The sequence below is a fragment of the Campylobacter ornithocola genome, from assembly GCF_013201605.1.
In the GTDB taxonomy this organism is placed as follows: domain Bacteria; phylum Campylobacterota; class Campylobacteria; order Campylobacterales; family Campylobacteraceae; genus Campylobacter_D; species Campylobacter_D ornithocola.
On the sequence record NZ_CP053848.1, the window covers coordinates 1,567,585 to 1,592,921 of the forward strand.

Genomic DNA, 25,337 nt, shown 5'->3' on the forward strand with positions numbered 1-25,337 from the left:
TGGTTTTGATTGCAAAATTATACTAAATTATTTTTTATATAAATTTATTTTTCATTATATTTTTATACAATTTTAATCTTTTATTTATCTTTTTTTTGTAAATTTTAATTTTAAAAATTATTGGAGGATTTTAATGAGTCTTTATGATAGAGATTATTCTAACTCTAAAACTCAAGAATTTGAAGGTTATGCTAGAAGTGATTTAAGCATTTTTATAAAACAAACCTATCAGCTTTTTGCTGCTTCGTTATTAGCTGCAACAGCGGGTGCTTATATAGGAATTTTTGCCTTAGCACATCTATTTGCACAATCTCAAGCAACTTTTTGGATTTTATTTATCGTAGAAATTGGTTTATTGTTTGCATTACAATGGAAAAAAAGAGAAGCTCCGCTTAATTTAATTTTACTTTTTGCTTTTACTTTTGTTTCAGGACTTACTTTAACACCACTTTTATATTCAGTTTTAGCACTCCCTGCTGGAGCTAGTATCATCGCTCAAGCTTTTGCTTTAACAACAGTAGCTTTTGGTGCTTTAAGTGTATTTGCTATGAATACAAAAAAAGACTTTACTATGATGGGAAAAATGCTTTTTGTGGCTTTAATTGTTATCGTAGTGGCTTCTTTGATTAATATCTTTTTCCAAAGTTCACTTTTAAGTTTAGCTATTTCTGGTATTGGTGCGATTTTATTTTCTTTTTACATTCTTTATGATACTCAAAACATCATTAGAGGAAACTATGAAACACCAATTGAAGGTGCGGTTGCACTTTATCTTGATTTTATCAATCTTTTTATCTCTCTTCTTAATATTTTAAGAAGCTTTAATAGTAGATAAAATTTTGCGAGAAAATTTCTCGCAAATTTCTTTACCTCTTTCAAGTTTTTATCAAACTTTTTAAGTTAAAATATTCATTTTATTTTCAACAAGGAAAATTTATGACTACTCTTTTAATTATTTTACAATTTGCAATTGTTGTAATCATTTGTATTGCTGTTTTATTACAAAAAAGTTCAAGTATAGGACTTGGAGCATATAGTGGAAGTAATGAAAGTTTATTTGGGGCAAAGGGTCCTGCAGGATTTTTAGCTAAATTTACTTTTATTATGGGTGTTTTGCTTATTGCTAACACAATTGCTCTAAGCTATATGTATAATAATGCTAATTCTAACTCACTTGCTGAAAAAGCAGAACAAATTTTACCAAAAGCACCTGAAACAAACACAACTAGCATTCCAGTTGCACCAAATGCACCACTTAGTGAAAGTAACACTAGCAAATAAAAAGGAAAAATCATGCTAAATGAAATTTATACTAAACAAAAACAACAATCAGATAAAAGTTTAGAGGCCTTAAAAAAAGATTTTACTACGATAAGAACTGGCAAGGTAAATATCAACATACTTGATCATATTCATGTAGATTATTATGGCAGTGCAACTCCATTAAATCAAGTAGCAACAGTTTTAGCAACAGATGCTTCAACTATTAGTATCACTCCTTGGGAAAAGTCTATGTTAAAAGCTATAGAAAGTGCTATAGCTGCAGCAAACATAGGAGTAAACCCAAACAATGATGGTGAAAGTGTAAAATTATTTTTCCCTCCTATGACAAGAGAGCAAAGAGAAGAAAACGCTAAAAACGCCAAAGCTATGGGAGAAAAAGCTAAAGTAGCTATTAGAAATATTAGAAAAGATGCAAATGATGCAGTTAAAAAGTTAGAAAAAGATAAAGCGATTTCAGAAGATGAAGCTAAAAAAGCTTACGATGAAGTACAAAAACAAACCGATAATTACACAGCAAAAGTAGATGAGTTGGTTAAAAATAAAGAAGTAGAACTTTTAAAGGTTTGATAATGAACTTAGAGCAAATTTACAAAGATTGTGGAGCATATTTACAAGGACATTTTTTATTAAGCTCCGGAAAGCATTCTGAATTTTATCTTCAAAGTGCAAAAGTTTTAGAAAATCCAAAATTAGCAGGTGGACTTTGTGATGAGCTTGCAAAAATTATTGCAAACTTTGGTATTGAATTTGATAGTATTTGTTCTCCTGCTTTAGGTGGAATTTTGGCAGGATATGAGCTTGCTAGAGCTTGTAATAAACGTTTTATTTTTACAGAACGTGTAGAAGGAGTGATGAGTCTTAGACGTGGCTTTGAAATAAAAAAAGGCGAGAAATTTATCGTTTGTGAAGATATTATTACAACAGGTGGCTCAGCACTTGAAAGTGCAAAAATCATCGAAAACTTAGGTGGAGAAATAGTAGGCTTTGCGGCTTTGGCAAATCGTGGTTTTTGTGCAGTAAAAAATTTAAACAATCCTAGAAAAGAAAATGCGAAGTTGCCTGAAAATTTACCACTTTTTGCTCTAGGAAATTTTGAATTTGATATTTATGAAACAAACGCTTGTCCACTTTGTAAAAAAGGTACTAAAGCTATCAAACCTGGTAGTCGTGGAAACTAATGAAAACTAAAGCAAAAATAGCCACTCGCTTTTTAAGATTTAAAGCTTTTTTAATTGATTTATTTTTGCTTTATGTGCCTATTTTATATTTATTTTATTTTACACTTGGCTCCAAAGAAGCTTTTTTAGGTAATCAATTTATAATTTTTTTATGTCCTTTATTTTTTGGACTTTTACAAGCTTTATTTTTAGTTAGAAAAGCTCAAAGTCCCGGACTTAAAGCCTATGATTTATATTTAATTGATCTTAAAAATGGTCAAAAACTTAGTTTTTTTAGGATAGTCTTACGTTATATGATTTTTATTGTAAGTTTTGGTTTACTAATTGGCTTTTTGATAAGCTTTTTAAGAAAAGATACTTTGACTTTGCATGACATTCTAAGTCAAAGTGCTATTGTAACAAAGGTAGAAAAATGAATAGAAAAAGAATTTATAATCCAAAATCAAATGAAACACTCAACGATAGAAAAGTATTCAATGGTAATCCCCATGGTATTTTAAATTTTACCAAAGCAAAATACACTTGGGCTTTAAAACTTTGGGACTTAATGGAAGCAAATACTTGGTTTCCAAAAGAAGTAGATACAACCAAAGATGCACTAGATTATCGTTGTAATCTAACCATAGCAGAAAAAAGAATGTATGATCTAGTTTGGTCTCAACTTATCTCAATGGATAGTTTTCAAACTAATAATCTTGCTGATAATATCAATCCATACATTACAGCACCTGAAATCAATGCGGTTTTAGCAAGACAAGCTTATGAAGAAGCAAATCACTCAAAATCCTATGCAGTAATGGTTGAAGCAATCTGTGAAAACACAGATTTGATCTATGAAATGGAAAAGCACGATGAAACTTTAAGAGAAAAAAATGATTTTATCTCAAGTATTTATGAAGAATTAGCTGGCGAAGTAGATGATAACAAACTTTTACTTGCAATGGTAGCAAATCAAATTTTGGAAGGGGTGTATTTTTATAGTGGTTTCACCGCCATTTACGCTCTTGCACGTGCAGGAAAAATGCTAGGTTCAGCTCAAATGATCCGCTTTATACAAAGAGATGAAATCACTCACTTGCTTTTATTTCAAAATATGATTAATTCTGTGCGCAAGGAAAGACCTGATTTATTTAATGACACCAATATAAATAAAATTTATGATATGTTTAAAAAAGCAGGTGAGCTTGAGATTAAATGGGGAAAATACATCACTCAAAATCAAATCATGGGATTTACAGATGACATTATAGAAGAATATATTCACTATCTTGTTGATCAAAGGCTTATCGCAATTAATCTTGATAAAATTTATAATGCAAAACATCCTATTAAATGGGTAGATGATTTTTCTAAATTTAATGACCAAAAAAGCAATTTTTTTGAAAGTAAGGTTACAAACTACTCCAAAGGAAGTTTAAGTTTCGATGACTTTTAAATCATCGAAACTATTAATATTCTACATTATTCAAAATTATATATTTTATATTTTTTTAATATTTTTATTTTATTAAATCTAATGTCGTACAATTCGCACTTTTATTTTATTTACAAGGGGTAATTATGGAGTTTTTAGAACTTTTGTTAATTTTTATCGCCATAGTTCTCATGATAGTCAAACCAGAAAAAGAAAAACTTGCTTTTTCTATACTTGTAATTTCATGGGCTATTATGGTATTTGACTATCTAGGTCGCAAATCAGGCGCAATTTTAGGCCTAATGAATCTATAAGGTGGCAAACATGTGTGATATTAACAAAACTAAATTCTTTTACTTTTTAATGTGCTTAGCAGGTTTTTTAGTTATCTTAATGCCTGTTGGAACTGCAAACTTAATTTTTGGCTATATGTTAGGCGATAGTCCTTGTACTTCTTGCTGGGGTCAAAGAGAGTCGATGATTTATATCGGTGTAGCAGCTTTATTTATTGTGCGTTATGGTATGAAAGGTAAATTTTTAGCTTTTCTTTTAATTGCAACTGCCTTTGGTTTATGGCAATCATTTAATCATATTAGTGGTCACGCACATCGTGATCTTGATCAAGGTTTTGGTTTACCTATCTTTGGTTTTCATACATACTTTTGGGCTGAAGTGGTATTTTGGGCTGTAGTTTTACTACTCGGTGTTATTTTTGCTTTTGCTCCAAAATTTGGTTCTTTTGAAAAAGAAATGGAAGGTGCTAGCTTTAGGAAATTAACTAAATTTAACTTAGCTGCTATGGTTATTGTTGCTTTTATTGTTGCTTCAAATGTATTCCAAGCTTTTGTAAGTACTGGTCCTATCCCATATAGTGGACAAGGTGATCCTGTTCGCTTTAGCTTAAATCCAAAATATATCATTTGGGATGATTCAGGTTGGAGTAAAAGCTGGAAAAGTATTTCTTTCTTAGGAAAACGCGATGTTAAAGAACCTGACTTTGCTTTTGCGCCTGCAAGTGAAAAGCTAGGTATTCAATTTGACAATAATATTGGTAATGCTCCGTTTGCAAATATCGATGATAATCTAAAAATTGCAAGTGAAATAAAAATTAATTTTCCTAAAGCCATCAATACACTTGATTACATCAATGGAGAGTATGTTGCGAGTTCTAAATGGGAAGTATTTTTCTTAGATGATAATTTTAGCACCAAAACAGATTTTCTATTAGATCCATATTTTTCAGCTACAATTAATCCTATCGTAGGAATTATTCCTTATTTAGATAACAAATATATCTTAATGGGTTCTAATAAATCTTTCTTAAGATTTGCCCAAAATCCTAATGCGAATGAAGTTTTACAATATGCTGATTTTGTAAGAGGGGCAAATAATTTCGAAGGACAAGGTAAAGATCTTGGTCGTGGCAGAATCGATACGGTTAGAGCTAAATTTCACCATGTTTTAAGCACAACCACTGATGGAAAATATATGTACCTTGCTACCGTTCCAAATAACAAAGATACTAAAACTTTTGTGATTTCTAAAATTTCTTTAGCAGATAGAGTACTTTCAGCTGAATTTACTCCCAAAGCTGAGTTAAAAGAAGGAAAAACTTTAGGTGATCTTTATGTAACATCAATGGCATTTAAAGATGGTAAAATTTATGCATTAAGCAAAAAACACAATGTTATTGCAGTAATTGATCTAGACAAAGAAGCTGTCGTAAAAACTATTTCTTATCCAGAAAATATAACTAATGCAAGAAGTTTATTCTTCAAAGATGGCAAAGCACACATCTTATCTTATCAAGATGGATCAAATATCCTTTATACACTTGATTAATCTTAAGGCGTTTTACGCCTTAAGAATTTTAAAGCTAGATAAATAAATTTTAAGATAAAATAACACTTTTATTAAGGAGTGCTTATTGATTCATATATTTGAACAAAAACAATGCCAAACCATGGCAGAAGAAATTCGAAAAAATACTTTTATTAATGATGAGTTATTTAACGCTTTTTGTTCCACTCCAAGAGAAATTTTTTCACCTTTAAAAATGCATGCTTACAGACTTGATGCACTCCCTTTAATGGGTAATCAATGGATAAGCTCACCTTTAACTGTAGCAAAAATGACCATGGCGCTTGATTTTAAAAATGCTGATAGTGTTTTAGAAATAGGCTGTGGTAGCGGATACCAAGCTGCAATTTTAAGTAAGCTTATAAGGAGAGTTTTTACTATAGAGCGTATTGAAAAACTTGCGATTAGTGCTATAGAGAAATTTAAAAAACTCAACTACACTAATATCCATGTAAAATTTGATGATGGACAAAATGGTTGGAAAAATTATGCACCATATGATAGAATTCTACTCTCAGCCTATATAGAACACATTCCAAATATATTATTTGATCAACTAGAAAATAATGGAATTTTAGTAGCTCCTTTGCTTATAGGCAACCAACAATTTATTACCAAATTTACCAAAAAAGATAGAGAAATTAGCAAAGAAATTTTAGATGAATGTCTCTTTGTGCCTATTAAAGATGGCAAAGAATAACTAGAGTTTCATTTTTAAAACAACAAAGCCATATCCATCTTCATACTCACTCTCTTGCACAAATCCACATTTTTGATAAAATTTATATGCTTTATAATTATCTTTATTTACTTCAACATATTTTAAATGATAATCATTTACGGCTTTGGACATTAGTGCAGTCCCTATACCTTGGTTAAAATATTTTGATTTTAAAAATAACATTTCAATCTTTTCATCCTCAAACGCCAAAAAACCAATCATTTCATCTTTATCATAACAAATCAAATAATTTAAACTAAAAAATACTTGAGAAGCTAAAAGATCTCTTTTAATCTTTTCTCTATCAAAATCAGATAAAAAATAATGGGAATTTTTTACACTATCCTCCCACATATCGATCAATTTATCCTTGATATCATCTGTAATTTCTTCAAAATATTTAATTTTAATATAATTATTTTTAAACATAAGCTTCCTATAGGGTATATTTTCTTATAATTATACTAAAAAAGGAGTATTATGAAATTTAAAACATTGCTTTTTAGCTTACTTGTTGCTAATATACTTTTTGCTTATGAGCAAATGCCACAAAATGCATCACATGGAAATTTTATAGATAAAAATAAATGGAAAAATCTAGATAGAAATTGGGTGTATTGTGAAAGCGGACTAAATCAAGATTTTATCAATATAAATACTAAAAAAGCTACAAGCAAAAACCATTCTTTAGAATTTAATTACACAAATGATTCTTTTGGCTTAATTAATGATGGTTATACTATAAAAATGCATTTTGCAAGTAATGGAAGTCATATTGTATTAGATAACATAGGTTACAATCTATCTCATTTTCACTTCCATACTCCTTCTAAAATCTCTATAAATAACCAATCTTATCCTCTAGAAATTCACTTTAGTCATGTAAGCCAAAAAGGAGATATTATTGTTGTAGCTTTACTTTTACAGGAAGGTAGGGAAAATCCATTTATCAAGAAAATCATCCGTGCCCTCCCTAAAAAAGAGGGTGATAAACTTTATGTGCAAGGTTTAAATGCTAATGAATTATTACCAAACAATATTGATTCTTTTTATATTTTTAAAAACCAACTTAATAAACCTTGCAATCAAGAAATCACATGGATAATTTTAAAAGAAAACACACAAGCTTCAAAAGAACAAATTCAAGCTATACAAGATTTAATGGGTAAAAACAAAGAATTAAAAACAAAAAATATCTCCAAAATTGAAGAAAGCAACTAAACAAAAATATTTAGTTGCTTATTAATGCTTGAATTTTTTCTAAATTAGCTCTAAAAAGTTTAAAATTTAACTCACTAGAAATTTTTAAATCAGCAAAAAAAGGATTTTTCAAACTAGCTATGAGTAAATAATCATCTTTTTTTAAAACCCTTTGTGTAGAAAATTCTTTATCTTTTATTTTTTCAAAAATACTTTTACTTGAGTTAATATCTTCTTTTAATTTCTTACTATAAAGCAAAATTCCACAAAAGAAATTCCCAAATTCATCTTTAAATTTTACATCATAGAGAATAAAATCATCAAAAACAAAAGAATTTTGAGAATGATAAGTTTTTAAAGAAAAATCAAAAGCAATTTTTTCAAAATCTTTTTGATTAAAACCTTGTTTGTCAAATTTAGCATTGTTTTGTTTTAAAAATTCCTCACACATTTTAAACACAAGCTCATTGCGTCCCCATATAAGCTTTCTTCCTAAAATTCTAAAAAACAAAACTCCTGCTAAAACAGCAAAAAACAAAGCTATAATTACATCTTTACTAAATTGAAAAGCAAGAAAAAATATAACCAAAGCTTCAGCAAATGCTAAAATTTGCAAAGCTTTGAGCCTTTTATTTAAAGCTTGTCTTATGGCTTCAAAATCCATTAAGACTTAGCCTTTTCCATTCTTTTTCTTTGAGTAGGATCAAGATATCTTTTTCTAACTCTAATATTTTGCGGGGTAACCTCTACAAGCTCATCTTCTTCTATCCATTCTAACGCTCTTTCAAGGCTTAATTTTCTAGGTGGTACAAGCTTAATCGCATCATCGCTACCGCTTGCCCTAACGTTAGTTAAATTTTTACCTTTAATGGGATTAACATCCAAATCATTTGGGCGGGAATGCTCACCTATAATCATACCTGTATATACCTTAGTTTGAGGATCGATAAATAGCACCCCTCTATCCTGTAAGTTAAATAAAGAGTATCCTAAAGCAACACCATTTTCCATAGAAATTAATGCACCATTATTTCTTTTTTCAACAGCACCACTAAATGGACGAAACTCTAAAAAACTATGGTTCATCACACCCTCGCCTTTAGTATCTGTTAAAAATTGCGATCTAAATCCTATAAGCCCACGTGCAGGAATTTCAAACTCAAGTCTAGTTTGACCATCTCCGGTTGGTGTCATAGTTTTCATTTCAGCTTTTCTTTTACCTAGTTTTTCAATTACTACTCCAGTAAAATCATCAGGTACATCAATCACTAAATGTTCAAATGGCTCAGTTTTAACACCATCTTCTACCTTAACAATAACCTCAGGTCTTCCCATGCAAAACTCAAAACCTTCTCTACGCATATTTTCAGCTAAGATAGTTATTTGAAGCTCACCTCTTCCACTTACTTTAAATTTACCCTCGCCTGTACTTTCATATTTCATGGCAATATTAGTTTTCATTTCAGCTTCTAAACGCTCTGCGATTTTATTTGAGGTTACATGTTTACCTTCGGTACCTGCCAAAGGACCATCATTTACTGAAAATACTATACTTAAAGTTGGCTCTTCTATATGTAAAGGATCAAGTGGCATAGGATTATTTGGATCTACCACGCTATCTCCTACATCTAAAGCCTCAAAACCAGCAATCGCTACAATATCACCTGTTCCTGCTTCTTCAATGTCCATTTTTTCTAAACCCATAAAGCCAATTAATTTAGAAATCCTACCATTAATCTTGGAACCATCTGCCTTAGCAAGCATCACATTTTGGTTTTTCTTTACTTTGCCATTAAAAATTCTTGCAATTCCTATTTTGCCAACGAAATTATCATAACCTAGAGTAAAAACTTGAAGTTGTAAAGGATTTTCATCACTACCACTTGGTGCAGGCACACGCTCAAGTATAGTCTTAAATAATGGCTCCATATTAGTGCTTTCATCTTCAAGTGCAAGTTTTGCATAGCCATTTTTAGCAGCCGCATATACTACTGCAAAATCAAGTTGCTCATCATTTGCTTCTAAAGCCACAAAAAGATCAAAAATTTCATTGATTACTCTTTCAGCATCTGCAGCTGGTTTATCAATTTTATTAATAACAACAATAGGTTTAAGACCCAAAGATAAAGCTTTTTTTACCACAAATTTAGTTTGAGGCATAACCCCTTCTTGTGCATCAACTAAAAGCAAAACTCCATCAACCATCTTCAATACACGCTCAACTTCACCGCCAAAATCAGCATGGCCTGGAGTATCTATAATGTTTATTTTTGTACCTTTATAATTAATAGCAGTATTTTTAGAAAGTATAGTAATACCTCTTTCTTTTTCTATATCATTACTATCCATTACACGTTCTGCTATTTGCTCACGTTCACTAAAGGTTCCTGATTGTTTTAAAAGCTCATCTACCATAGTTGTTTTACCATGGTCAACGTGAGCTATAACAGCTATATTTCTAATATTGTCCAAGTTTTTCTCCAAAGTCTTAAATTTAAAATCTAATATTATATAAAAAAAATTCTTAAAAATTAAGATTGCTAAATTGGAACACTTGTTGCTTTTGTCTAAACAAGAATTATTTTTAAGGAGAAAAATATGTCAAACCTAAACACTCAAATCTTTAACGCTAACATAGAAAAACAAGGAACATCAGTTTTAAGTAGTAAGCATTTTATGGAACTTTTAAATTACTTAGAAGTTGTGAATTCAAATGAAGAAAAAGAATTAAACTATGCAAAACTTTCAAGTAAAGTAAGTGAAATTTTAGATGATGCACATAATGAAAATGCGGTTTTAAACGCTAAAAATATAGAAGAATTGTTAGTAATATTTAAAAATTTTAATCTTTCTCATGAAAATTTAAAACTTGATTGCGCAACACAATTGCAAAATTTATTTCCGAATTTAGCAAAAAACAATTTTTTAGTAGGTTAATTAATGTCAAATATCCAAGCTAGCGATGCTTTAAATTTACTAAGCATTGCTTCGCAAAATGAAAACATAAGCAAAGAAAGCACTAATTCGCAAAGCGATGGAGAGGAATTTTTAAACTCTTTATTACAAGCAATAAATGAAAAAGATGGAAGTTTATCAAAAAACTTCAAAGTGCCACAAAAAGAAAATGTAAAAAAAGATAAAGATTTAAAAGATACCAACAACAAGCCTTTGTTAGATGAAAAAGACGCTATAAAACTTTTTGAAGGTGCAAATTTTATACAAATTCTTTCTTTACTAGAAGTTTTACAAAGTGATAGCAAGGATATAAAATTAAATAAACTAGTGCAAGATAATACTGCTATTTTAACTCTTGAAAAGAATTTACATAAACTAAAAAATATAAAAAACATCAATGAGCTCTTTAACATAGCAAAAGAACTTGGTTTAAATATAAAAAACATAAAATTTGAGCAAATTAAAGATTTCAAAGAAGCATTTCCAAATCTTGATAAAAAAGGTTTTTTTAAAACACAAAATTTAAATAATAAAGATTTAATCGAACCACAAAAACAAAACAATACTAATGTTTTTCAAGATTTAATCAATCAAAAAATCACTAAGCTTTTAAAAGAAGAGCCTATTGCAAGTAAGAATATAAAAAACAAAGAAAACGAAGGGGTTTCCTTACTTTCTTCTGCTTTAAAAAATATAGAACTTCCAAAAAAAGATACAAAAATACAAACAAAAGAAAGTCTTCAAAATATAAATTTCAAAGAAAAATTAGTAGAAAAAATTCAAATTCAAGATGAAAAAGAAGTAAAAGATACTAAGAATGTGCAAAATATAGCTATCAAACATAATGAAAAATTAAATGATATAGAGCTTATCACACTCAATCAAAACACTAACTTAAAAAAAGAAGTTAAAGAGAAAGAAAAACTAGATTTTAAAGAAATATTAAAAAATGAAAAAATAACAACTAGCGAAGATAGTTTTAGTAAAAAAATAAGTTCTGTTTTAGAAAATTCAAAAGATTTAAAAACAGAATTAATAAATACAAAAAATACACAAAATTTACCAAATCAAAATCAAGATTTAAAAGTTAATTTAGAAAATTTATTAGCTCCTCAAGAAAAACAATTAAAAATAGAAAAAAACATTCAAAATACAGATAATTTTAGTGATATTTTTAAAAACACCAAAGAATTTACAAAAGATGAAAACAATAACAATGAAGAAAATTTAAATTCTTATGTAAAAGAAATGAATAGAATTTCTAATAATTTTGTAAAAAATCAAAGTATTCCCGCAAAGGAAACATTTAATGATTTTGCTCAAGAGTTTAAAGAAAAACTAGAAAGTTATAAAGCTCCTATAACCCGCTTTAGCATTACTCTTAATCCACACAATCTTGGAGAAGTAGAGGTAACTTTAGTTCAAAGAGGTTCAAATTTAAATATCAGCTTTAATTCCAATCAAAACACATTAAATCTTTTTATACAACATCAAGCTGAATTTAAAAATGCTCTTGTAAATATGGGCTTTACAAATTTAGAAATGAATTTTAATAACCAAGAAAGAAAAGAGCAAAATAATCCACAAAAACAAAAAAATAACAATAATAGTAAAGAAGATAAGGTGAATTTTGAAAAAGAAATTCAAGAAAAACCGAGTTTAGAAATGGTTTTAGCAAAATATTTTTAAATGGAATATTTTTTGCTTTAAGTTTTAAAAATATATAAAAAAGGATTTTTATGTCAAATATAAATACACAAACTCTCCAAAATCCTTTAGCAACACTTAATACTAAAGATGTGCCAAATGCTAGAGCTGGAGAAAGTAGCAGTGGTAATGATGGGTTAGTTTACAACCCTGGAGCAGAGCTTGACAAGGATGCATTTTTAAAACTTCTTTTGATAGAACTTCAACACCAAGATCCAACTGATCCTATGGATACTGAAAAAATGCTTACTCAAACAGCACAGCTTTCAGCACTTGAAATGCAAGATAATACTAACAAAACTATGACTCAACTCGTGACCGCAATGACTAAATTGCAAAATTCTATTGCTGCAAGCACTGGTATGAGTGCATTAGCTGCGGTAGGAAAGCTTGCAACTGTTAAAGATAATTACCTTGTAGTAGCAGATGATGATATACAATTTCAAATTAATATGTACTTACCAAAAGAACCTCAAAAAGGTAAAAAGACTGATATTGATACAGAAGACTTTGAGCTTAGTAAAAATGGTGAAGATAAGCTTGATATAAAAGGTAAAGTAGATAAAGAAATAGCTAAACCTGGAGAAACTATACATATCAAATTAGTAGATGATAAAGGTCAAGAAGAAACGGTTCAAGCAGTAGTTGGAGAAGATCAAAGCTTTAAAATTTTAGGGCATACACCAAGTGTTGATATTAAAACAGCTAAGATTGATTCAGCTTATAAATCAGATAGCGAACCTGTAACGTTTACAATTTATAATGAGGCCGGCGATCCTGTAAGAACAATGAGTGTTAAAGACATGAGTGCGGGTATGAAACAAATCGTTTGGGATAGGACAGATGATAGTGGAAATCCTGTGCCATCTGGAAAATACTATGTAAGAGCAAGTTACATAGGTGAAGATGGAACGACTGTTAATTCAACCTATGGTGCTTATCCTATCACTGGGGTTAAGTTTGAAGAAGGTGAAGCCTTAGTTGGTATGGGCGGTAGCTGGGTTAAATGGGAAGATATTAAAGAAATTACAGGATAAAAACATGTTTACAGCATTTTACAATGGAGTAAATGGAGTAAAATCTCAAAGTTATGGTATAGATAATACAGCTCATAATATAAGCAATGTAAATACGGTTGGGTTTAAATACTCTGATGTAGCTTTTAAAGATGTATTTTATAGTACCATAACAACGCAGTCATATAACAAAGGTCAAACTGGATATGGTAGTGTAGCAGGAGCTACAAATGATATTTTTGAACAAGGTCCTATAGTATCTACTGATAATGAATTTGATGTAGCAATTGCTGGAAAAGGTTTTTTTGGTGTAAGCAATGCTAATGGAGTTTATTATACTAGAAATGGTGCTTTTAAACCTGATGCAAATGGCTTTTTAGTAGATTCAAATGGAAATTATATACTTGGAACTATGAACCCATCATTAAAAGAAATTCAACTAAGCGATAGAGTTTCTAATATGTTTGGTCAAATACTTGGACAAAAAGTTACCACAGCTTGGAGCGGTACGCCTGGAGAAAATTTCCAAATGGGTGGGGTTAATACCCAAGGGCCTATTTCTGTGCCTAAAAATCTTTATTTACCACCTCAACCAACACAAAATATCACTTGGAGTGGAAATTTAGACACAAGCAGTAAAACAGAAGCAGTAAATATAGATGTAGATGCTTCTAAATTTGAATTTATTAAAAATGAAGATGGTAGTGTAAAAATTTCAGGTAATGTAAAAGATGAGCAAATTTATGGTTTAAAGCCTGGCGATACCATATATTTTAAAATTACTGATGAAAAAGGTGCTAGTCAAACATTACAAGCTACTTTAGATGAAAATTTAGCCTTTAGTATTGATAATCAAAAACTAGATAAAGTGGATCTAGAAACAGCTAAATTAGAATCATCTCATCTAAGCGTAGAAAAAGAAGTAGCAGATAGCTCAGAACTTTCTGCGAAATTAATTAATCCTGATGGTTCCATTAGTTGGGTTAGAGTTAAACTAGATAGAGTTTTACCGCAAAATGGCACAAACTTAGAATACAAAGCAGTTGCTCAAGTATATGATAATGATGGCAATAAAATAGGTGGGACTACTGAAGGTCTAATCACCTTTAATGAAGCTGGAGCTTTAGTTTCTAACACCTTAAATTCAGTAGATAATAATGGAACTCAAGTAAAAATAAACCTTGGTTCTTATTATGATCCAAATGTACCAAATTCAGGTTATGATGGATTACATGCTTTGAAAAATAAACAACCTTCAGTACACACACAAACTGATGGCAAAGGCGAAGGATTTTTAAACAACTATTCTATTAATACAGATGGAACCATTATAGCAACTTTTACCAATGGAGATCAAATTGCTATGGCAAAACTTGCATTATTTAATTTTATGAATGAGCAAGGTTTAGAAAAGCTAGGAGAAAATCTTTATGGGCAAACTGGCAATAGTGGCAATCCAACTTTTTTAATGAATGACAATGGAACTTTTAGCACTGCTAAATTTGAAGGTGGAAAATTAGAGCAATCTAATGTAGACTTATCTGTAGCATTTACTAACTTGATCACCTTACAAAAGGCTTATGATTCAAGCAGTAAAAGTATCACAACAGCTGATCAAATGATACAAAAAGCAATCAATATGAAACGCTAATTAACAGCGTTTTCTATTTGATTAGGGTTTTTTGATTTCTTTCTAGTATGTATTTTATTTCTTGTTCAAAAAATTCATACACCCTAAGCTGCACCAAAGCTTCTTCTTCATTTTTATCCATCAAACGTTCAAGCCTATGAAAATTAATTTTTTTTGCATATCTTGGGTTTTTCTTTAAAAGCAAAGCAATGTTTTTAAGTAAAGCATCTAGACTAAGCTCATTTTTCAAAATTCTATCTACATATTCTTTAGAAGTTTGTACTAAAATTGCTTGTCTACTTTTATCATCTGGATAAACCTCACTTGCAATATCAGCCAAAACTTGCCAAATTTCAGCTTTTATTGTTTTATTTGCCACAATAATAGCAGCAAAAGACTTTGCTCTAAATTCTAAAGACAAATGACTAGGAACAAAAAATTCCCTAAATTTAGATAAAAAGTTTGCAAATACACTCAACATACTTCACCTCAATGTTTTTTAAGATATTTTAAGATATTATTTCAACTGCCTTCTCTTAGACCTGTGCAATGCTATTTTTAAGCACCGCTTCAGGGTGGGAACACAGCAGAGCACTTAGACTTAGTGTGTGCCGCAGTCATCTGGGAGAGGGTTTTAAAGTTTAAAATACTCTTTAATATCTTCACAAATTTTAAAAAAATTTACTCCATTAATAGTCGGATTTGTTTTAAAATACTCATACATTCCCAAAAAGCCATTTTCAAGCTCTTTAGACTTTACTCCATAGCTAATCGATAAAGCTGCTTCTATAAAAGCTGCTAATTTATCACAATATTTCAAAGCCTTTCCATCAATAGCTCTAAAACGATTCTCATTAACCGCATCTAGGCTACCACTATAAACACTTGGCTTATTGTTAAAAATACGATTTTCAAATTCATTTTTTACAAAGGTACTTTCTTCATTTTGACCCTCTCTAATACCAAGTATATAGCTAAATTCTTCTCTAAAAGATAGTGGTATAAAAGGTAAAATTTTCTCATTAATAAGTTTCATTTCATACTCATTGATGATCTCATTTAAGCCATCTATGCCATATTTCACCGGAGAGATGATATCTCTAGTTAAACTTTCAGGTAAATCATGAAACAAAGCACAATAAAAATTGCTTTCTATTCTACCATCACACGCTTTTACTTCTAAAGAATAAAAATAAGACAAAATAGCCACCACAAGCATATGCCCCAAAACTGCAGTTTCAGGAATCCTTGGAGTTTGTGCCCATCTTTTTTGAAAACGCAAGCGTCCACTTAGATCAATTATTTTAGAAATTTTTTGATTAAGGGCTATTTTTCTTGCTCCAATTAACTCATAATAATCTTCTAATTCTTCTTCAACCTTAGCCTTAATCTCATCAATATCGTTTAAAAATGAGCTAGTTTGATAAACTATATTAAACTCCCATCTTGTCGCAAAATATGAAGCGGCTTTTAAAATAAGTCTTTCTTTAGCATAATCTTTACCTTGTAAAAAAAGCTCATAGCGTTTTAAAAACTCACCATTTTCTATATCTTGAATCATCGGTGCAATTTTACTTAACACCCAAGCACTTACCTGCTCATTTTTTGCTCTTGTGATCTCATGATATACATCAGGGCGTATATCAGTTACTACCACTCTGCTTAAAAACTCAAAAATTCCTGCTTCTATGATAAAACGCATATTAACTTCTTTTTCCATTTTGGCAATAAAATAAGCGATGATGAATTTATGTGCTTGCTTATCAAGCTCGACTAAATTTGTCATTCTAGGATAATCATTCCATCTTGATATAGAAGCGGCTTTAAAAATATGCTCTATTAATTCTACACTAATCATCTATTTCCTTTTTTTGCTGTGATTTTACTTTATTTTATAATCTTTAGCAAATTTTAGATATATTAGAAAATGAATTAGAGTGATTAAAAACTTTCTTTATCACTTAATTTAAGATAAATTTTATCATTTTTACTAAGCTCTTTATGATGATAAATGCTAAAAATGTGTCCTTCTAAACTCAAGCTTAACTCATAAAAATCTCCATAAAACACACATTCTAAAACACTGGCTTCTAAGGGGGTTTGCGTTATTGAAATTTGTATATCGTTAGGGCGTAAAATACCATTTTTGCTTTGCAAATATTCTTTAAATTTCTCATCTAAAACTGTATTTGGATCTATAAAAAATGCTTCACCTAAAAAACAAGCGCTATCTATATTTTTAGGCTTATAAAAAAGCTCTTTAGCACTTCCATAGTCTAAAATTTTACCATCTTTAATCAAAGCAATATTATCAGATAAATAAAAAGCATCATCTTTATCATGTGTGACAAAAATAGCACTAAGCTTGTGTTCTTTTAGAATATTTTTGATTTCTTTACGCATTTTAACGCTTAAAGTATGATTTAAATTAGAAAAAGGCTCATCAAAAAGTATGATTTTTGGTCTTGCAACTATGGTTCTTGCTAGTGCTACCCTTTGAGCTTGTCCACCACTTAACTCATTTGGGTAACGTTTTAAAAGCATGTTTAAATTTAAAATTTCTAAAACTTCACTAAGTCTTTGTTTTTGCTCGTTTTTACTTAAAGAACTTATACCAAAGCATATATTTTCTTCTACATTTAAGTGCGGAAACAAAGCATAATCTTGAAACAAAACCCCAACATCACGCTCTTGCGGGGCTAAATAAACATTTTTGGAAGCAACTAACTTATCTCCTATATAAATACTACCATCATTAATTTCAAAAAAGCCTGCTATACAACCAAGCAAAGAACTTTTACCACAACCACTTTCTCCTAAAATACTGACAATCTCGCCTTCTTTTAAACTCAAAGAAATTCCTTTTAAAACATCAGTTTTTCCAAAAGATTTGTAAAGATTATCAATTTTTAAGATTTCCATTATTGTCCTTTTTGGTTGTTTTTATTTTGCAAATAATGCATTAAAAAAGTAGGGATAATCCCAAATAACACTATAATCAAAGATGGCAAAGAAACATTGTAAATTAGCTCATTTTCACTATAAGCAAACACAAGTGATGAAAGAGTTTGAAAACCAGAAGGTGAAAGTATGGTCGAAATAGGCAATTCTTTTAAAATATCCACACAAATAATCACCACAGCTAAAGCCAAATAATGCTTCATCAAAGGAAAATGAATTTGAGCGAAAATTTTAAGTGGTTTTGATTTTAAGGTTAAATTTGCATAGTCTATGTTTTTAGAAATTCGCTCATAGCCTGATTGAGTTGCAAAAATTCCTGAAGCCAAAAATCTTACAAAATACCCAAAAAATAATACCAAAAAGCCTCCACCTATGGCATATTCAAAAGATAAAAGATCAAAAATATAATTTAGCACACCCAAAATCACTAAAATTCCCACAGCCACCACAGCTCCAGGCAAAGAATATCCCAAAGTAGTAAGCCAAAGGATAATTTTAGAAGCTTTTGTATTATTTAAACGCACCACAAAACACAAATAAAATGCCACCACTACAATAACAAAAGAACTCACCAAAGCAACGCTAAGACTATAAAATGCAGGCATTAATACATTGCTTAAATTTTGCATAAAATCAAACCCAGCCCAATAAACAAGCCACATAATAGGCACAACAAAGGCTAAAAATATCACTAAAAAGCACCATAAAAAGGCTAAAAATGCCTTAAAACCTTTTAGATCATCTTTTGGAGTAGGTAAAAATACATTTTGATTGAATCCTTTTTTACCTCTTTGAATTTTTTCTAAAAACATTAAAAGTGCGATAAACACAAGCAAAGCCACACTTAAAGCCACAGCACTAACTTCATCACCACCGCTCCCCCATGTTCTAAAAATTCCTGCACTAAAGGTATCTACTCCAAAATACGCTACCAAACCATAATCACTCAAAACCTCCATAGCTACTAAAAGCAAAGCACCCACTATACCCACACGGCAAAATGGCAAAATCACTTTAAAAAATGTTTTTAAATTAGAAGCCTTAAGTGTTTTAGCACTTAAAATGATATTTCCAAGTCCATAAGCAAAGGTATTTTTAGCAAAAAAATACACATAAGGATAAAGCGCAAAAGATAAAATCACAATCACACCATGTGCATTCATGATATCTATACGCCTATCAACGCCTAAAAGCGTGGGAATTAAGCCTTGAAATTCAAACAAATCAATCCAAACAAAACCCATCACATAAGAAGGTATAGCCAAAGGTAAAATCAAAAACCATTCAAAAAATTTCGAGCCAAAAAATTTATAAAAAGCTATCAAATAAGCACTAACTAAACCTATAATCAAACACAGCACTAAAGTCCCAAACAATATAAAAGCACTACCAAAAATATACCGCGGCAAAACATTTTTACTCAAATGTTTTAAGGTATTAATATCTATAAAAGGAAGGTGCAAGATAATAGCAAGTATAGGCAATATAATTAAACTACAGAAAAAAAAGGTGGCAAAAGACCACCTTAGACTTAAAAATTTCAAATTTTATTTTTCCTTAAAATTATTTCCATTGAACTTCATCAAAAATCATTAAAGCTTCTTTAGCATTACCCCAGTAAGCTTCAAAATTTGGTTTTTCGATTTTAAACTCACCCCATGATTGTAAAATTTTAGCAGGTTTTACTTCTTTGTTTACCGGATACTCATAATTTTGGTTTGTTAAAATTTCTTGTGCTTCTTTTGAAAGCATAAACTCGATAAATTTAACCGCAGCTTCTTTATTTTTAGAAGTTTTTAAAACACCTATACCACTTACGTTAATATGCGTTCCCCTATCATCTTGGTTTGGAAAAATCACTTTTACTGAATTTGCAGCTTCAACATCTTTAGGGTTTTTTGAATTTGCTAAATGCCCTAGATAATAGCTATTTGATATAGCTACATCACCTTCTTTAGCATAAACTGCACGAATTTGATCACGATCTGCACCTTTTGGAGTGCGTGCAAGATTATTTGTTATACCTTGTGCCCATTCTTTTGCTTTTTCTTTACCCAAAGTGTCAATCATGGCACTTAACAAAGAAATATTATAAATATTATTTGAGCTTCTTACTAAAACCTTACCTTTAAATTTTGGATCAGTTAAATCTTCATAAGTTTTAATTTCTCCGTCTTTAACCCTATCTTTAGAAGCAACAATAATTCTTGCTCTTGTTGTAAAAGCATACCATTCATTATTCTTTCCTCTTAACTCTTTTGGAGAAAGTTTTTCTAATTCAGGTGAACTAACTGATACAAAAAGATTATTTGTGCGAACTTGTTCTAAATTTCCCGCATCAGCAGTCATAAATAAATCAGCTTTTGAATTTTTACCTTCAACTTCTAATCTTTTAGCAAGCTCATTAGCCTTAGCTTGTACTACATTTACACTAATGCCTGTTTTTTCTTGAAATAATTTGAAAATTCCTTTATCAGAGTCATAGTGACGATGAGAATAAATCGTAAGTTCTTGAGCGCTTAAGCTCATAGCAGTTAATAAAGATAGTAAAACTACTTTTGCTTTCATTTTATAAATTTTCCTTATTTTGAAATTGATAAGGATTATTGTATTTATAATTCACTTTATACTTGCTTAAATATTGATATACATAATCAATTTAATTATATCAAAGTAAAATTTTTAATCTTATTTTTTTGAAAATAAGATTAAAATAACTAAATATTTTATTTTGCATTTTGAAAAAACATACCAATGACTTAACAAAATTTAAAAATAAAAAATGTTTTTATTTGCTGATAAAAAGGGTGTTTGTTTTGACAATTAAGATAATTTATATATTAATTATTTACCTTGCATTTGTTTTTTTTTTTTGTATAATCCCGTTTTTAAATTTTTCCAAGGAGTTCTTTTGCAACAAAATCGTAGAAATTTTCTAAAATGGAGTGCGTTATTTGGTGGGTTGGCAACAAACCCTATAAGTTTAAGTGCAAATTTACTCAAAGATACACCCATATTGACAAAGTGGGCAGGATGTAATGTAAATTGTGGAACAAAATGCCCTGTAAAAGTACATACTCAAGATGGAGTTATTAAGTATGTAAGCACAGATGATGAAGGTGATGATAGTTTTGATAAAAGACAAGCAAGAGCTTGTATAAGAGGAAGAAGTTCAAAATATAAAGTTTATAACGCAAATCGCATCACAAGACCACTTAAAAGAGTAGGAAAAAGAGGCGAAGGAAAATTTATACCTATATCTTGGGAGCAAGCTTTTGATGAAATAGCTTCAAAAATGAAAGAAACAAAAGAAAAATATGGAAATGAAGCATTTTTTATAACTTATGCCACAGGAACAACTGGAACAATTGTAAACCGCTGTACAAAAGGACCTTGGGCGAGACTTTTAAGTCTTTATGGAGGATATTTAAATTATCATAATTCCTATTCTACAGCTCAAATTTCCAATGCTATGAATTTTTTTTACGGAGGATCTCCATCTAGCGATATAGCTACTTTAAGATCTGCAAAACTTGCCATATTTTTTGGCACAAATCACGTGGAAACTAGAATGGGCGGAGGGGGCATAGGTTATGCTTACCAAAAAGCCTTAGAAGAAAGCGGCTGTAAAATTATACATATAGACCCAAGATACAATGACTCTATAATAGGCCATTGTGATGAGTGGATACCTATAGCTCCCGGAACTGATGCTGCTTTAATTGCCGCATTAGCTTATGTAATGATTAAAGAAAATTTACTTGATAGAAATTTCCTTGATAAATACACCATAGGTTTTAGTGAAAATACTTTACCAGAGGATGCACCAAAAAATTCAAGCTATGAAAGTTATGTTTTGGGATTAAGTGATGGAGTTGAAAAAACACCTGATTGGGCAAGCAAGATCACAAAAATACCAGCTCGTCGTATTATTCAACTAGCAAGAGAAGTTTCTACTATAGAACCTTGTTTTATAGAACAAGGATGGGGAGTGCAAAGACATTCAAATGGCGAACAAGGTGCAAGAGCTATTGCAACTTTAGCATGTATGATAGGTAGCATAGGGATTGAAGGTGGAAATACTGGAGTTAGAACAGGCTCAAGTAAAACATATGATATCATGGGAATGCCTTGCCCTAACCCTATTAAAGATTCTATTCCTTGTTTTTTATTTACAGATGCAATTTATCGTGGTAAAGAGATGACTGATGTTAGCGATGGGGTGCGTGGCACAACACAATTAAAACAAAATATCAAATTTATTTTCAATACAGCAGGAAATTGTCTTACAAACCAGCACAGCACTATTAAAGAAGTTGATCGTATTTTAAGTGATGAAAGTCTTTGTGAGTGTATAGTAGATATAAATGTTACTAGAACGCCATCAAACAATTACGCAGATTATATTTTACCTGATGCAACTATGCTAGAACAAGAAGATTTTATAAGACCTAGTGCGGGATACTATAGCAATAGACCTTATATTATATATTGCCAAAAAGCCATTGAACCCGTAGGTGAGTCAAAACCTATTTATGAAATGTGTCTTGAACTTGCAAAGAGACTTGGTATAGAAAATGAATTTAGCGAAGGAAGAACTCAAAAAGATTGGCTTAAGTATCTTTATGAAGAAAGTATGAAAAAAAATCCGCTTTTACCGAGCTTTAAAGAAATGCGTGAAAAAGGACTTGTAAAATTTGATCCTGTAAAACCTACAATAGCCCTTGAAAGTTTTGTAAAAGATCCAATTAACAATCCATTAAAAACACCTAGTGGAAAGATTGAAATTTACAGCATTAAATTAGCTCAAATGCAAAAAACTTGGAAACTAAAACAAGGTCAGCAAATAGTTCCTATTCCAGTGTTTGAGAGTCAAAGAGAAGGTCCGTTAGATCCTTTAAAAGAAAAATATCCTTTGCAATTTTTTGGTTATCACTACAAAGGAAGAACACACTCAAGTTTTTGGGAAATTTCAGCTATTAGAGAAATTAACCCTCAAGAAATTTGGGTTAATACCATAGATGCAAAACAAAGAAACATAAAAACAGGTGATGTAATACGAGTTAAAAATGATTTAGGAGTTATTCAAGGTATAGCAAAAGTAACACCAAAAATAATACCAGGGTGTGCAACAACTCCACAAGGTGCATGGGTAAAGTATGAAAATGGTATAGATATAGGAACTTGTGTTAATTCATTAGCTAGTTTATTGCCAACTGCCATTTCTAAGGGAAATGGACAACATTCTATTTTAGTTGAAATTGAGAAAGCTTAGGAGAACAAAGATGAAATTAGAAGAAAATTCGCAATTTGGCTTTATGCTAGATCAAAGTAAATGTGTTGGATGTAGAACTTGCTCACTTTCTTGCAAAGATTATAAAAATATGCCAGTAGGAGTTAATTTTCGCCGTGTATTTGAAACAGAAGGTGGGGAATGGACCTGCAAAAGTGATGGAAGCTTAGAACAAAATATTTTTGCTTATTATACTTCTATATCTTGTAATCATTGCTCTAATCCATCTTGTCTTAAAGCTTGTCCAACAGGAGCAACAATGAAAGTAAAATGGGGTATAGTTATAGTTGAAGATAGCATGTGCATAGGTTGTAAAGCCTGTGCTATGGCTTGTCCTTATGGCGCACCACAATTTAATCATGAAAGTGGACATATGAGCAAATGCGATGGATGTTATGAAAGATTAAAAGAAGGTAAGAATCCAATTTGTGTAGATTCTTGTCCTTTTAGAGCTTTAAAAGCAGGCGATATAACAGAACTTAGAGAAGAATATGGAAATTTAGCTTCCATAACCCCTCTACCAGATGCATCAATAACACATCCAAATTTATGTATAGTACCAGAAAAACATAGTTTACCATCAGGAAATAAAAGTGCTATTTTTCATCTTCCTCAAAACTATCAAGGAGTAAAAGATGACATCATTTAACCATATGTTAAGCGAAATGCCTTTGGTGCTTTTTACTATCTTAGCACAGGCAGTTATAGGACTTAGTTTTGTATACGCCCCAGCATTTATAAAGGGCTATAAAAATAAAACGAATTTAAAATCTTTTGGTCTTATTTTAGGTATAGCTATGACAATAGCTTTTTTACCTTCTGTTTTCCACTTAAATGATATTACTCATATTTTTAATGTTTTAAATAGAATGGGAATGTTTTATGCAAACAATGAATGGCATATAGGATGGATGAATAATGAAATTTTATTTGTATCCCTTGTGTGTGCTTTAGGCTTTTTACTTTATTTAAAAACTTCAAATTGGGTGTTTTATCTCACACTAATATGTGGAATTTTGGGACTATTTTTTATGAGTGGAGCTTACGGTGCTATGCAAGAAAGTGTACCTACTTGGGATTTTAAAATTACTTTGCTTTATTTTTTTGCCAGTGCTATATTTTTAGGTGCTATTGTTTATTATTGTTTTTTTGAAAATGGCGAACATGAAAGAAGAATGTCATTTTTTGCAGGGCTTATAGGTATAGGACTTTTAAGCACGGCTATAGTTTTACAAACTTTACATGTAGGACAAACTTGGATCATGGGACTTGTAAATCCTTTTGAGCTTTTGGGTGGAACTTATGTGTGGTTTATATCACTTTCTTTTGCTTTTTTAGGACTTGGTATTACCACTTGGTATTTACATAATTATTTACATGAAAAGTTTAAAAGTAAATTTTTTGCATATTTTGCCCTATTTTGTGCATTTTTAGGGGTATTTATTACTAGAATGTTATTTTACGGACTTATAAGCACTTCTATAATGCTAGGGCATTTTTAATGGAAAGCCTAGCCATAGATGTGTTTATAAATTTCTTGCAAAATCCACCAGATAAAAATTTGCTAGAAAAACTTAAGGAAAACAAACTTTGGGAAAATTGGTTTTTAAAAAACGATAATCCATTGCAAATAGAAGCTCTAAAACTTCTATCTTGCAATGAAAATGAAGAAACCATAGGAAGTGATTTTGTAAGTTTGTTTTTAAGTGATATAAATTTTGTAAAAGCGCCTCCTTTTGCATCTTTTTATTTAGATAAAGATAAAGAAATTTACTCTTGTAATTCTGATAGAGTAAAAAATATTTTTATAATCAATAATTTTTTATATTTTTTGGAAAATGAACCCGCAGATAGTCTAGTAAATGAGCTTTTATTTATTAAAGAATTACTAAAACATAATGACAAAAAAACATTAAAAATATTTTTAGAAAAAGATTTTTTTACTTGGTTTAACTTATGGAATGACGACCTAGAAAAAGGTGCAAAAAGCGATTTTTATAAAGGTTTTGCAATGCTTATGAAAGATTTTTTTGAAGAATTAAAAAGAAAACTTATCAACTTAACATAAATCAAGATATTTTTTCTCCTTTTTATATATAATTTTTTAAAGTTTTCATT

At 30.3% G+C, this 25,337-nt stretch carries 26 protein-coding genes and 1 other RNA gene; 19 read left to right on the plus strand and 8 right to left on the minus strand.

Translation table 11 applies throughout. The features are described from left to right. The first annotated feature begins 133 nt into the window (after positions 1 to 133). The 9 genes from CORN_RS07990 to CORN_RS08030 all read left to right on the plus strand — a co-directional run bounded on the left by CORN_RS07990 (position 134) and on the right by CORN_RS08030 (position 6,436). Positions 134 to 835 carry a Bax inhibitor-1/YccA family protein gene (locus tag CORN_RS07990; protein ID WP_066006381.1) on the plus strand — a complete coding sequence of 234 codons (702 nt, stop codon included), beginning with the start codon at positions 134 to 136 and terminating at the stop codon, positions 833 to 835. Positions 836 to 936: 101 nt separating this feature from the next. Then, positions 937 to 1,281: a preprotein translocase subunit SecG gene (gene secG, locus CORN_RS07995; RefSeq protein WP_066006380.1), complete on the plus strand. Its 345-nt coding sequence runs from the start codon at positions 937 to 939 to the stop codon at positions 1,279 to 1,281. A gap of 12 nt (positions 1,282 to 1,293) precedes the next feature. Next, positions 1,294 to 1,851, plus strand: a complete 558-nt coding sequence (frr, locus tag CORN_RS08000; protein WP_066006378.1) for a ribosome recycling factor — start codon at positions 1,294 to 1,296, stop codon at positions 1,849 to 1,851. Between the two features lie 2 nt (positions 1,852 to 1,853). After that, positions 1,854 to 2,462 carry an orotate phosphoribosyltransferase gene (gene pyrE, locus CORN_RS08005; protein ID WP_066006374.1) on the plus strand — a complete coding sequence of 203 codons (609 nt, stop codon included), beginning with the start codon at positions 1,854 to 1,856 and terminating at the stop codon, positions 2,460 to 2,462. Then, on the plus strand, positions 2,462 to 2,878 hold the full coding sequence (locus CORN_RS08010; RefSeq protein WP_066006368.1) for an RDD family protein: 417 nt from the start codon (positions 2,462 to 2,464) through the stop codon (positions 2,876 to 2,878). The genes pyrE and CORN_RS08010 overlap by 1 nt, the downstream gene beginning before the upstream one ends. Then, complete coding sequence (locus CORN_RS08015) at positions 2,875 to 3,897, plus strand: ribonucleotide-diphosphate reductase subunit beta (protein ID WP_066006366.1); 1,023 nt, start codon at positions 2,875 to 2,877, stop codon at positions 3,895 to 3,897. Before CORN_RS08010 ends, CORN_RS08015 begins: the two co-directional genes overlap by 4 nt. A 125-nt stretch (positions 3,898 to 4,022) precedes the next feature. Continuing rightward, positions 4,023 to 4,190 carry a disulfide bond formation protein Dba gene (gene dba, locus CORN_RS08020; RefSeq protein WP_039619427.1) on the plus strand — a complete coding sequence of 56 codons (168 nt, stop codon included), beginning with the start codon at positions 4,023 to 4,025 and terminating at the stop codon, positions 4,188 to 4,190. A gap of 10 nt (positions 4,191 to 4,200) precedes the next feature. Then, entirely contained in the window at positions 4,201 to 5,718 is a 1,518-nt protein-coding gene (gene dsbI / locus CORN_RS08025) for a disulfide bond formation protein DsbI (protein WP_066006363.1), read from the plus strand. An 88-nt stretch (positions 5,719 to 5,806) separates the two neighbouring features. Continuing rightward, positions 5,807 to 6,436, plus strand: coding sequence for a protein-L-isoaspartate(D-aspartate) O-methyltransferase (locus CORN_RS08030; protein WP_066006450.1), 630 nt, complete (start codon positions 5,807 to 5,809; stop codon positions 6,434 to 6,436). On the opposite strand, the gene CORN_RS08035 is transcribed toward CORN_RS08030, so the two are convergent. Beyond that, positions 6,437 to 6,886 (minus strand): GNAT family N-acetyltransferase, encoded by a 450-nt coding sequence (locus CORN_RS08035; RefSeq protein ID WP_066006361.1) that lies wholly within the window; start codon positions 6,884 to 6,886, stop codon positions 6,437 to 6,439. 51 nt (positions 6,887 to 6,937) lie between these two features. On the opposite strand from CORN_RS08035, the gene CORN_RS08040 reads away from it, so the two are divergent. Continuing rightward, the gene (locus CORN_RS08040) at positions 6,938 to 7,678 is read left to right on the plus strand and encodes a carbonic anhydrase family protein (protein WP_066006357.1); all 741 of its coding nucleotides are present in this window, start codon (positions 6,938 to 6,940) and stop codon (positions 7,676 to 7,678) included. A gap of 10 nt (positions 7,679 to 7,688) precedes the next feature. On the opposite strand, the gene CORN_RS08045 is transcribed toward CORN_RS08040, so the two are convergent. After that, positions 7,689 to 8,321, minus strand: coding sequence for a hypothetical protein (locus CORN_RS08045; RefSeq protein WP_066006356.1), 633 nt, complete (start codon positions 8,319 to 8,321; stop codon positions 7,689 to 7,691). Beyond that, positions 8,321 to 10,129 (minus strand): translational GTPase TypA, encoded by a 1,809-nt coding sequence (gene typA / locus CORN_RS08050; RefSeq protein ID WP_066006355.1) that lies wholly within the window; start codon positions 10,127 to 10,129, stop codon positions 8,321 to 8,323. The genes CORN_RS08045 and typA overlap by 1 nt, the downstream gene beginning before the upstream one ends. A 126-nt stretch (positions 10,130 to 10,255) precedes the next feature. Between typA and CORN_RS08055 the strand changes: the two genes are divergently transcribed. From CORN_RS08055 to CORN_RS08070, 4 genes are read left to right on the plus strand one after another with little or no spacing between them, the layout of a single operon-like run. Next, positions 10,256 to 10,594, plus strand: a complete 339-nt coding sequence (locus CORN_RS08055; protein WP_066006354.1) for a hypothetical protein — start codon at positions 10,256 to 10,258, stop codon at positions 10,592 to 10,594. A 3-nt stretch (positions 10,595 to 10,597) separates the two neighbouring features. Further along, on the plus strand, positions 10,598 to 12,301 hold the full coding sequence (gene fliK / locus CORN_RS08060) for a flagellar hook-length control protein FliK (protein ID WP_066006352.1): 1,704 nt from the start codon (positions 10,598 to 10,600) through the stop codon (positions 12,299 to 12,301). Between the two features lie 50 nt (positions 12,302 to 12,351). Next, entirely contained in the window at positions 12,352 to 13,356 is a 1,005-nt protein-coding gene (locus tag CORN_RS08065; protein ID WP_066006350.1) for a flagellar hook capping FlgD N-terminal domain-containing protein, read from the plus strand. 4 nt (positions 13,357 to 13,360) lie between these two features. After that, positions 13,361 to 14,986: a flagellar hook protein FlgE gene (locus tag CORN_RS08070; RefSeq protein WP_066006349.1), complete on the plus strand. Its 1,626-nt coding sequence runs from the start codon at positions 13,361 to 13,363 to the stop codon at positions 14,984 to 14,986. A gap of 13 nt (positions 14,987 to 14,999) precedes the next feature. On the opposite strand, the gene CORN_RS08075 is transcribed toward CORN_RS08070, so the two are convergent. Next, positions 15,000 to 15,446, minus strand: a complete 447-nt coding sequence (locus CORN_RS08075) for a hypothetical protein (RefSeq protein ID WP_066006348.1) — start codon at positions 15,444 to 15,446, stop codon at positions 15,000 to 15,002. Between the two features lie 52 nt (positions 15,447 to 15,498). Between CORN_RS08075 and ffs the strand changes: the two genes are divergently transcribed. Beyond that, positions 15,499 to 15,596, plus strand: an RNA gene (gene ffs / locus CORN_RS08080) — signal recognition particle sRNA small type. 3 nt (positions 15,597 to 15,599) lie between these two features. Here the strand turns inward: ffs and CORN_RS08085 are convergent. From CORN_RS08085 to CORN_RS08100, 4 genes are all read right to left on the minus strand, one after another. Then, positions 15,600 to 16,823: an HD domain-containing protein gene (locus CORN_RS08085; RefSeq protein WP_066006347.1), complete on the minus strand. Its 1,224-nt coding sequence runs from the start codon at positions 16,821 to 16,823 to the stop codon at positions 15,600 to 15,602. Positions 16,824 to 16,906: 83 nt separating this feature from the next. Then, positions 16,907 to 17,887, minus strand: a complete 981-nt coding sequence (locus CORN_RS08090; RefSeq protein ID WP_094750252.1) for an ABC transporter ATP-binding protein — start codon at positions 17,885 to 17,887, stop codon at positions 16,907 to 16,909. Beyond that, positions 17,887 to 19,470: an ABC transporter permease gene (locus CORN_RS08095; RefSeq protein WP_066006342.1), complete on the minus strand. Its 1,584-nt coding sequence runs from the start codon at positions 19,468 to 19,470 to the stop codon at positions 17,887 to 17,889. Before CORN_RS08095 ends, CORN_RS08090 begins: the two co-directional genes overlap by 1 nt. A 19-nt stretch (positions 19,471 to 19,489) precedes the next feature. After that, positions 19,490 to 20,494 carry an extracellular solute-binding protein gene (locus CORN_RS08100; protein WP_066006341.1) on the minus strand — a complete coding sequence of 335 codons (1,005 nt, stop codon included), beginning with the start codon at positions 20,492 to 20,494 and terminating at the stop codon, positions 19,490 to 19,492. Positions 20,495 to 20,837: 343 nt separating this feature from the next. Between CORN_RS08100 and CORN_RS08105 the strand changes: the two genes are divergently transcribed. Genes CORN_RS08105 through CORN_RS08120 form a run of 4 tightly spaced genes read left to right on the plus strand, consistent with a single transcriptional unit; the run spans position 20,838 to position 25,287 of the window. Next, positions 20,838 to 23,201, plus strand: a complete 2,364-nt coding sequence (locus CORN_RS08105; protein WP_094750251.1) for a DMSO/selenate family reductase complex A subunit — start codon at positions 20,838 to 20,840, stop codon at positions 23,199 to 23,201. A 10-nt stretch (positions 23,202 to 23,211) separates the two neighbouring features. Beyond that, a complete protein-coding gene (locus CORN_RS08110; RefSeq protein ID WP_066006338.1) occupies positions 23,212 to 23,868 on the plus strand; it encodes a DMSO/selenate family reductase complex B subunit in 657 nt (218 codons plus the stop codon). Beyond that, the gene (locus tag CORN_RS08115; RefSeq protein ID WP_066006336.1) at positions 23,855 to 24,721 is read left to right on the plus strand and encodes a dimethyl sulfoxide reductase anchor subunit family protein; all 867 of its coding nucleotides are present in this window, start codon (positions 23,855 to 23,857) and stop codon (positions 24,719 to 24,721) included. Before CORN_RS08110 ends, CORN_RS08115 begins: the two co-directional genes overlap by 14 nt. Next, positions 24,721 to 25,287: a TorD/DmsD family molecular chaperone gene (locus CORN_RS08120; RefSeq protein ID WP_066006334.1), complete on the plus strand. Its 567-nt coding sequence runs from the start codon at positions 24,721 to 24,723 to the stop codon at positions 25,285 to 25,287. The genes CORN_RS08115 and CORN_RS08120 overlap by 1 nt, the downstream gene beginning before the upstream one ends. Positions 25,288 to 25,337: the final 50 nt, after the last annotated feature.

Bases quoted from the DNA above. Each gene is read 5' to 3' on its own strand.
- CORN_RS07990 (WP_066006381.1), top strand. From the start codon at position 134: ATGAGTCTTTATGATAGAGATTATTCTAACTCTAAAACTCAAGAATTT.
- secG (WP_066006380.1), top strand. From the start codon at position 937: ATGACTACTCTTTTAATTATTTTACAATTTGCAATTGTTGTAATCATT.
- frr (WP_066006378.1), top strand. From the start codon at position 1,294: ATGCTAAATGAAATTTATACTAAACAAAAACAACAATCAGATAAAAGT.
- pyrE (WP_066006374.1), top strand. From the start codon at position 1,854: ATGAACTTAGAGCAAATTTACAAAGATTGTGGAGCATATTTACAAGGA.
- CORN_RS08010 (WP_066006368.1), top strand. From the start codon at position 2,462: ATGAAAACTAAAGCAAAAATAGCCACTCGCTTTTTAAGATTTAAAGCT.
- CORN_RS08015 (WP_066006366.1), top strand. From the start codon at position 2,875: ATGAATAGAAAAAGAATTTATAATCCAAAATCAAATGAAACACTCAAC.
- dba (WP_039619427.1), top strand. From the start codon at position 4,023: ATGGAGTTTTTAGAACTTTTGTTAATTTTTATCGCCATAGTTCTCATG.
- dsbI (WP_066006363.1), top strand. From the start codon at position 4,201: ATGTGTGATATTAACAAAACTAAATTCTTTTACTTTTTAATGTGCTTA.
- CORN_RS08035 (WP_066006361.1), bottom strand. From the start codon at position 6,886: ATGTTTAAAAATAATTATATTAAAATTAAATATTTTGAAGAAATTACA.
- CORN_RS08040 (WP_066006357.1), top strand. From the start codon at position 6,938: ATGAAATTTAAAACATTGCTTTTTAGCTTACTTGTTGCTAATATACTT.
- CORN_RS08045 (WP_066006356.1), bottom strand. From the start codon at position 8,321: ATGGATTTTGAAGCCATAAGACAAGCTTTAAATAAAAGGCTCAAAGCT.
- CORN_RS08055 (WP_066006354.1), top strand. From the start codon at position 10,256: ATGTCAAACCTAAACACTCAAATCTTTAACGCTAACATAGAAAAACAA.
- fliK (WP_066006352.1), top strand. From the start codon at position 10,598: ATGTCAAATATCCAAGCTAGCGATGCTTTAAATTTACTAAGCATTGCT.
- CORN_RS08065 (WP_066006350.1), top strand. From the start codon at position 12,352: ATGTCAAATATAAATACACAAACTCTCCAAAATCCTTTAGCAACACTT.
- CORN_RS08070 (WP_066006349.1), top strand. From the start codon at position 13,361: ATGTTTACAGCATTTTACAATGGAGTAAATGGAGTAAAATCTCAAAGT.
- CORN_RS08075 (WP_066006348.1), bottom strand. From the start codon at position 15,446: ATGTTGAGTGTATTTGCAAACTTTTTATCTAAATTTAGGGAATTTTTT.
- CORN_RS08085 (WP_066006347.1), bottom strand. From the start codon at position 16,823: ATGATTAGTGTAGAATTAATAGAGCATATTTTTAAAGCCGCTTCTATA.
- CORN_RS08090 (WP_094750252.1), bottom strand. From the start codon at position 17,887: ATGGAAATCTTAAAAATTGATAATCTTTACAAATCTTTTGGAAAAACT.
- CORN_RS08100 (WP_066006341.1), bottom strand. From the start codon at position 20,494: ATGAAAGCAAAAGTAGTTTTACTATCTTTATTAACTGCTATGAGCTTA.
- CORN_RS08110 (WP_066006338.1), top strand. From the start codon at position 23,212: ATGAAATTAGAAGAAAATTCGCAATTTGGCTTTATGCTAGATCAAAGT.
- CORN_RS08115 (WP_066006336.1), top strand. From the start codon at position 23,855: ATGACATCATTTAACCATATGTTAAGCGAAATGCCTTTGGTGCTTTTT.
- CORN_RS08120 (WP_066006334.1), top strand. From the start codon at position 24,721: ATGGAAAGCCTAGCCATAGATGTGTTTATAAATTTCTTGCAAAATCCA.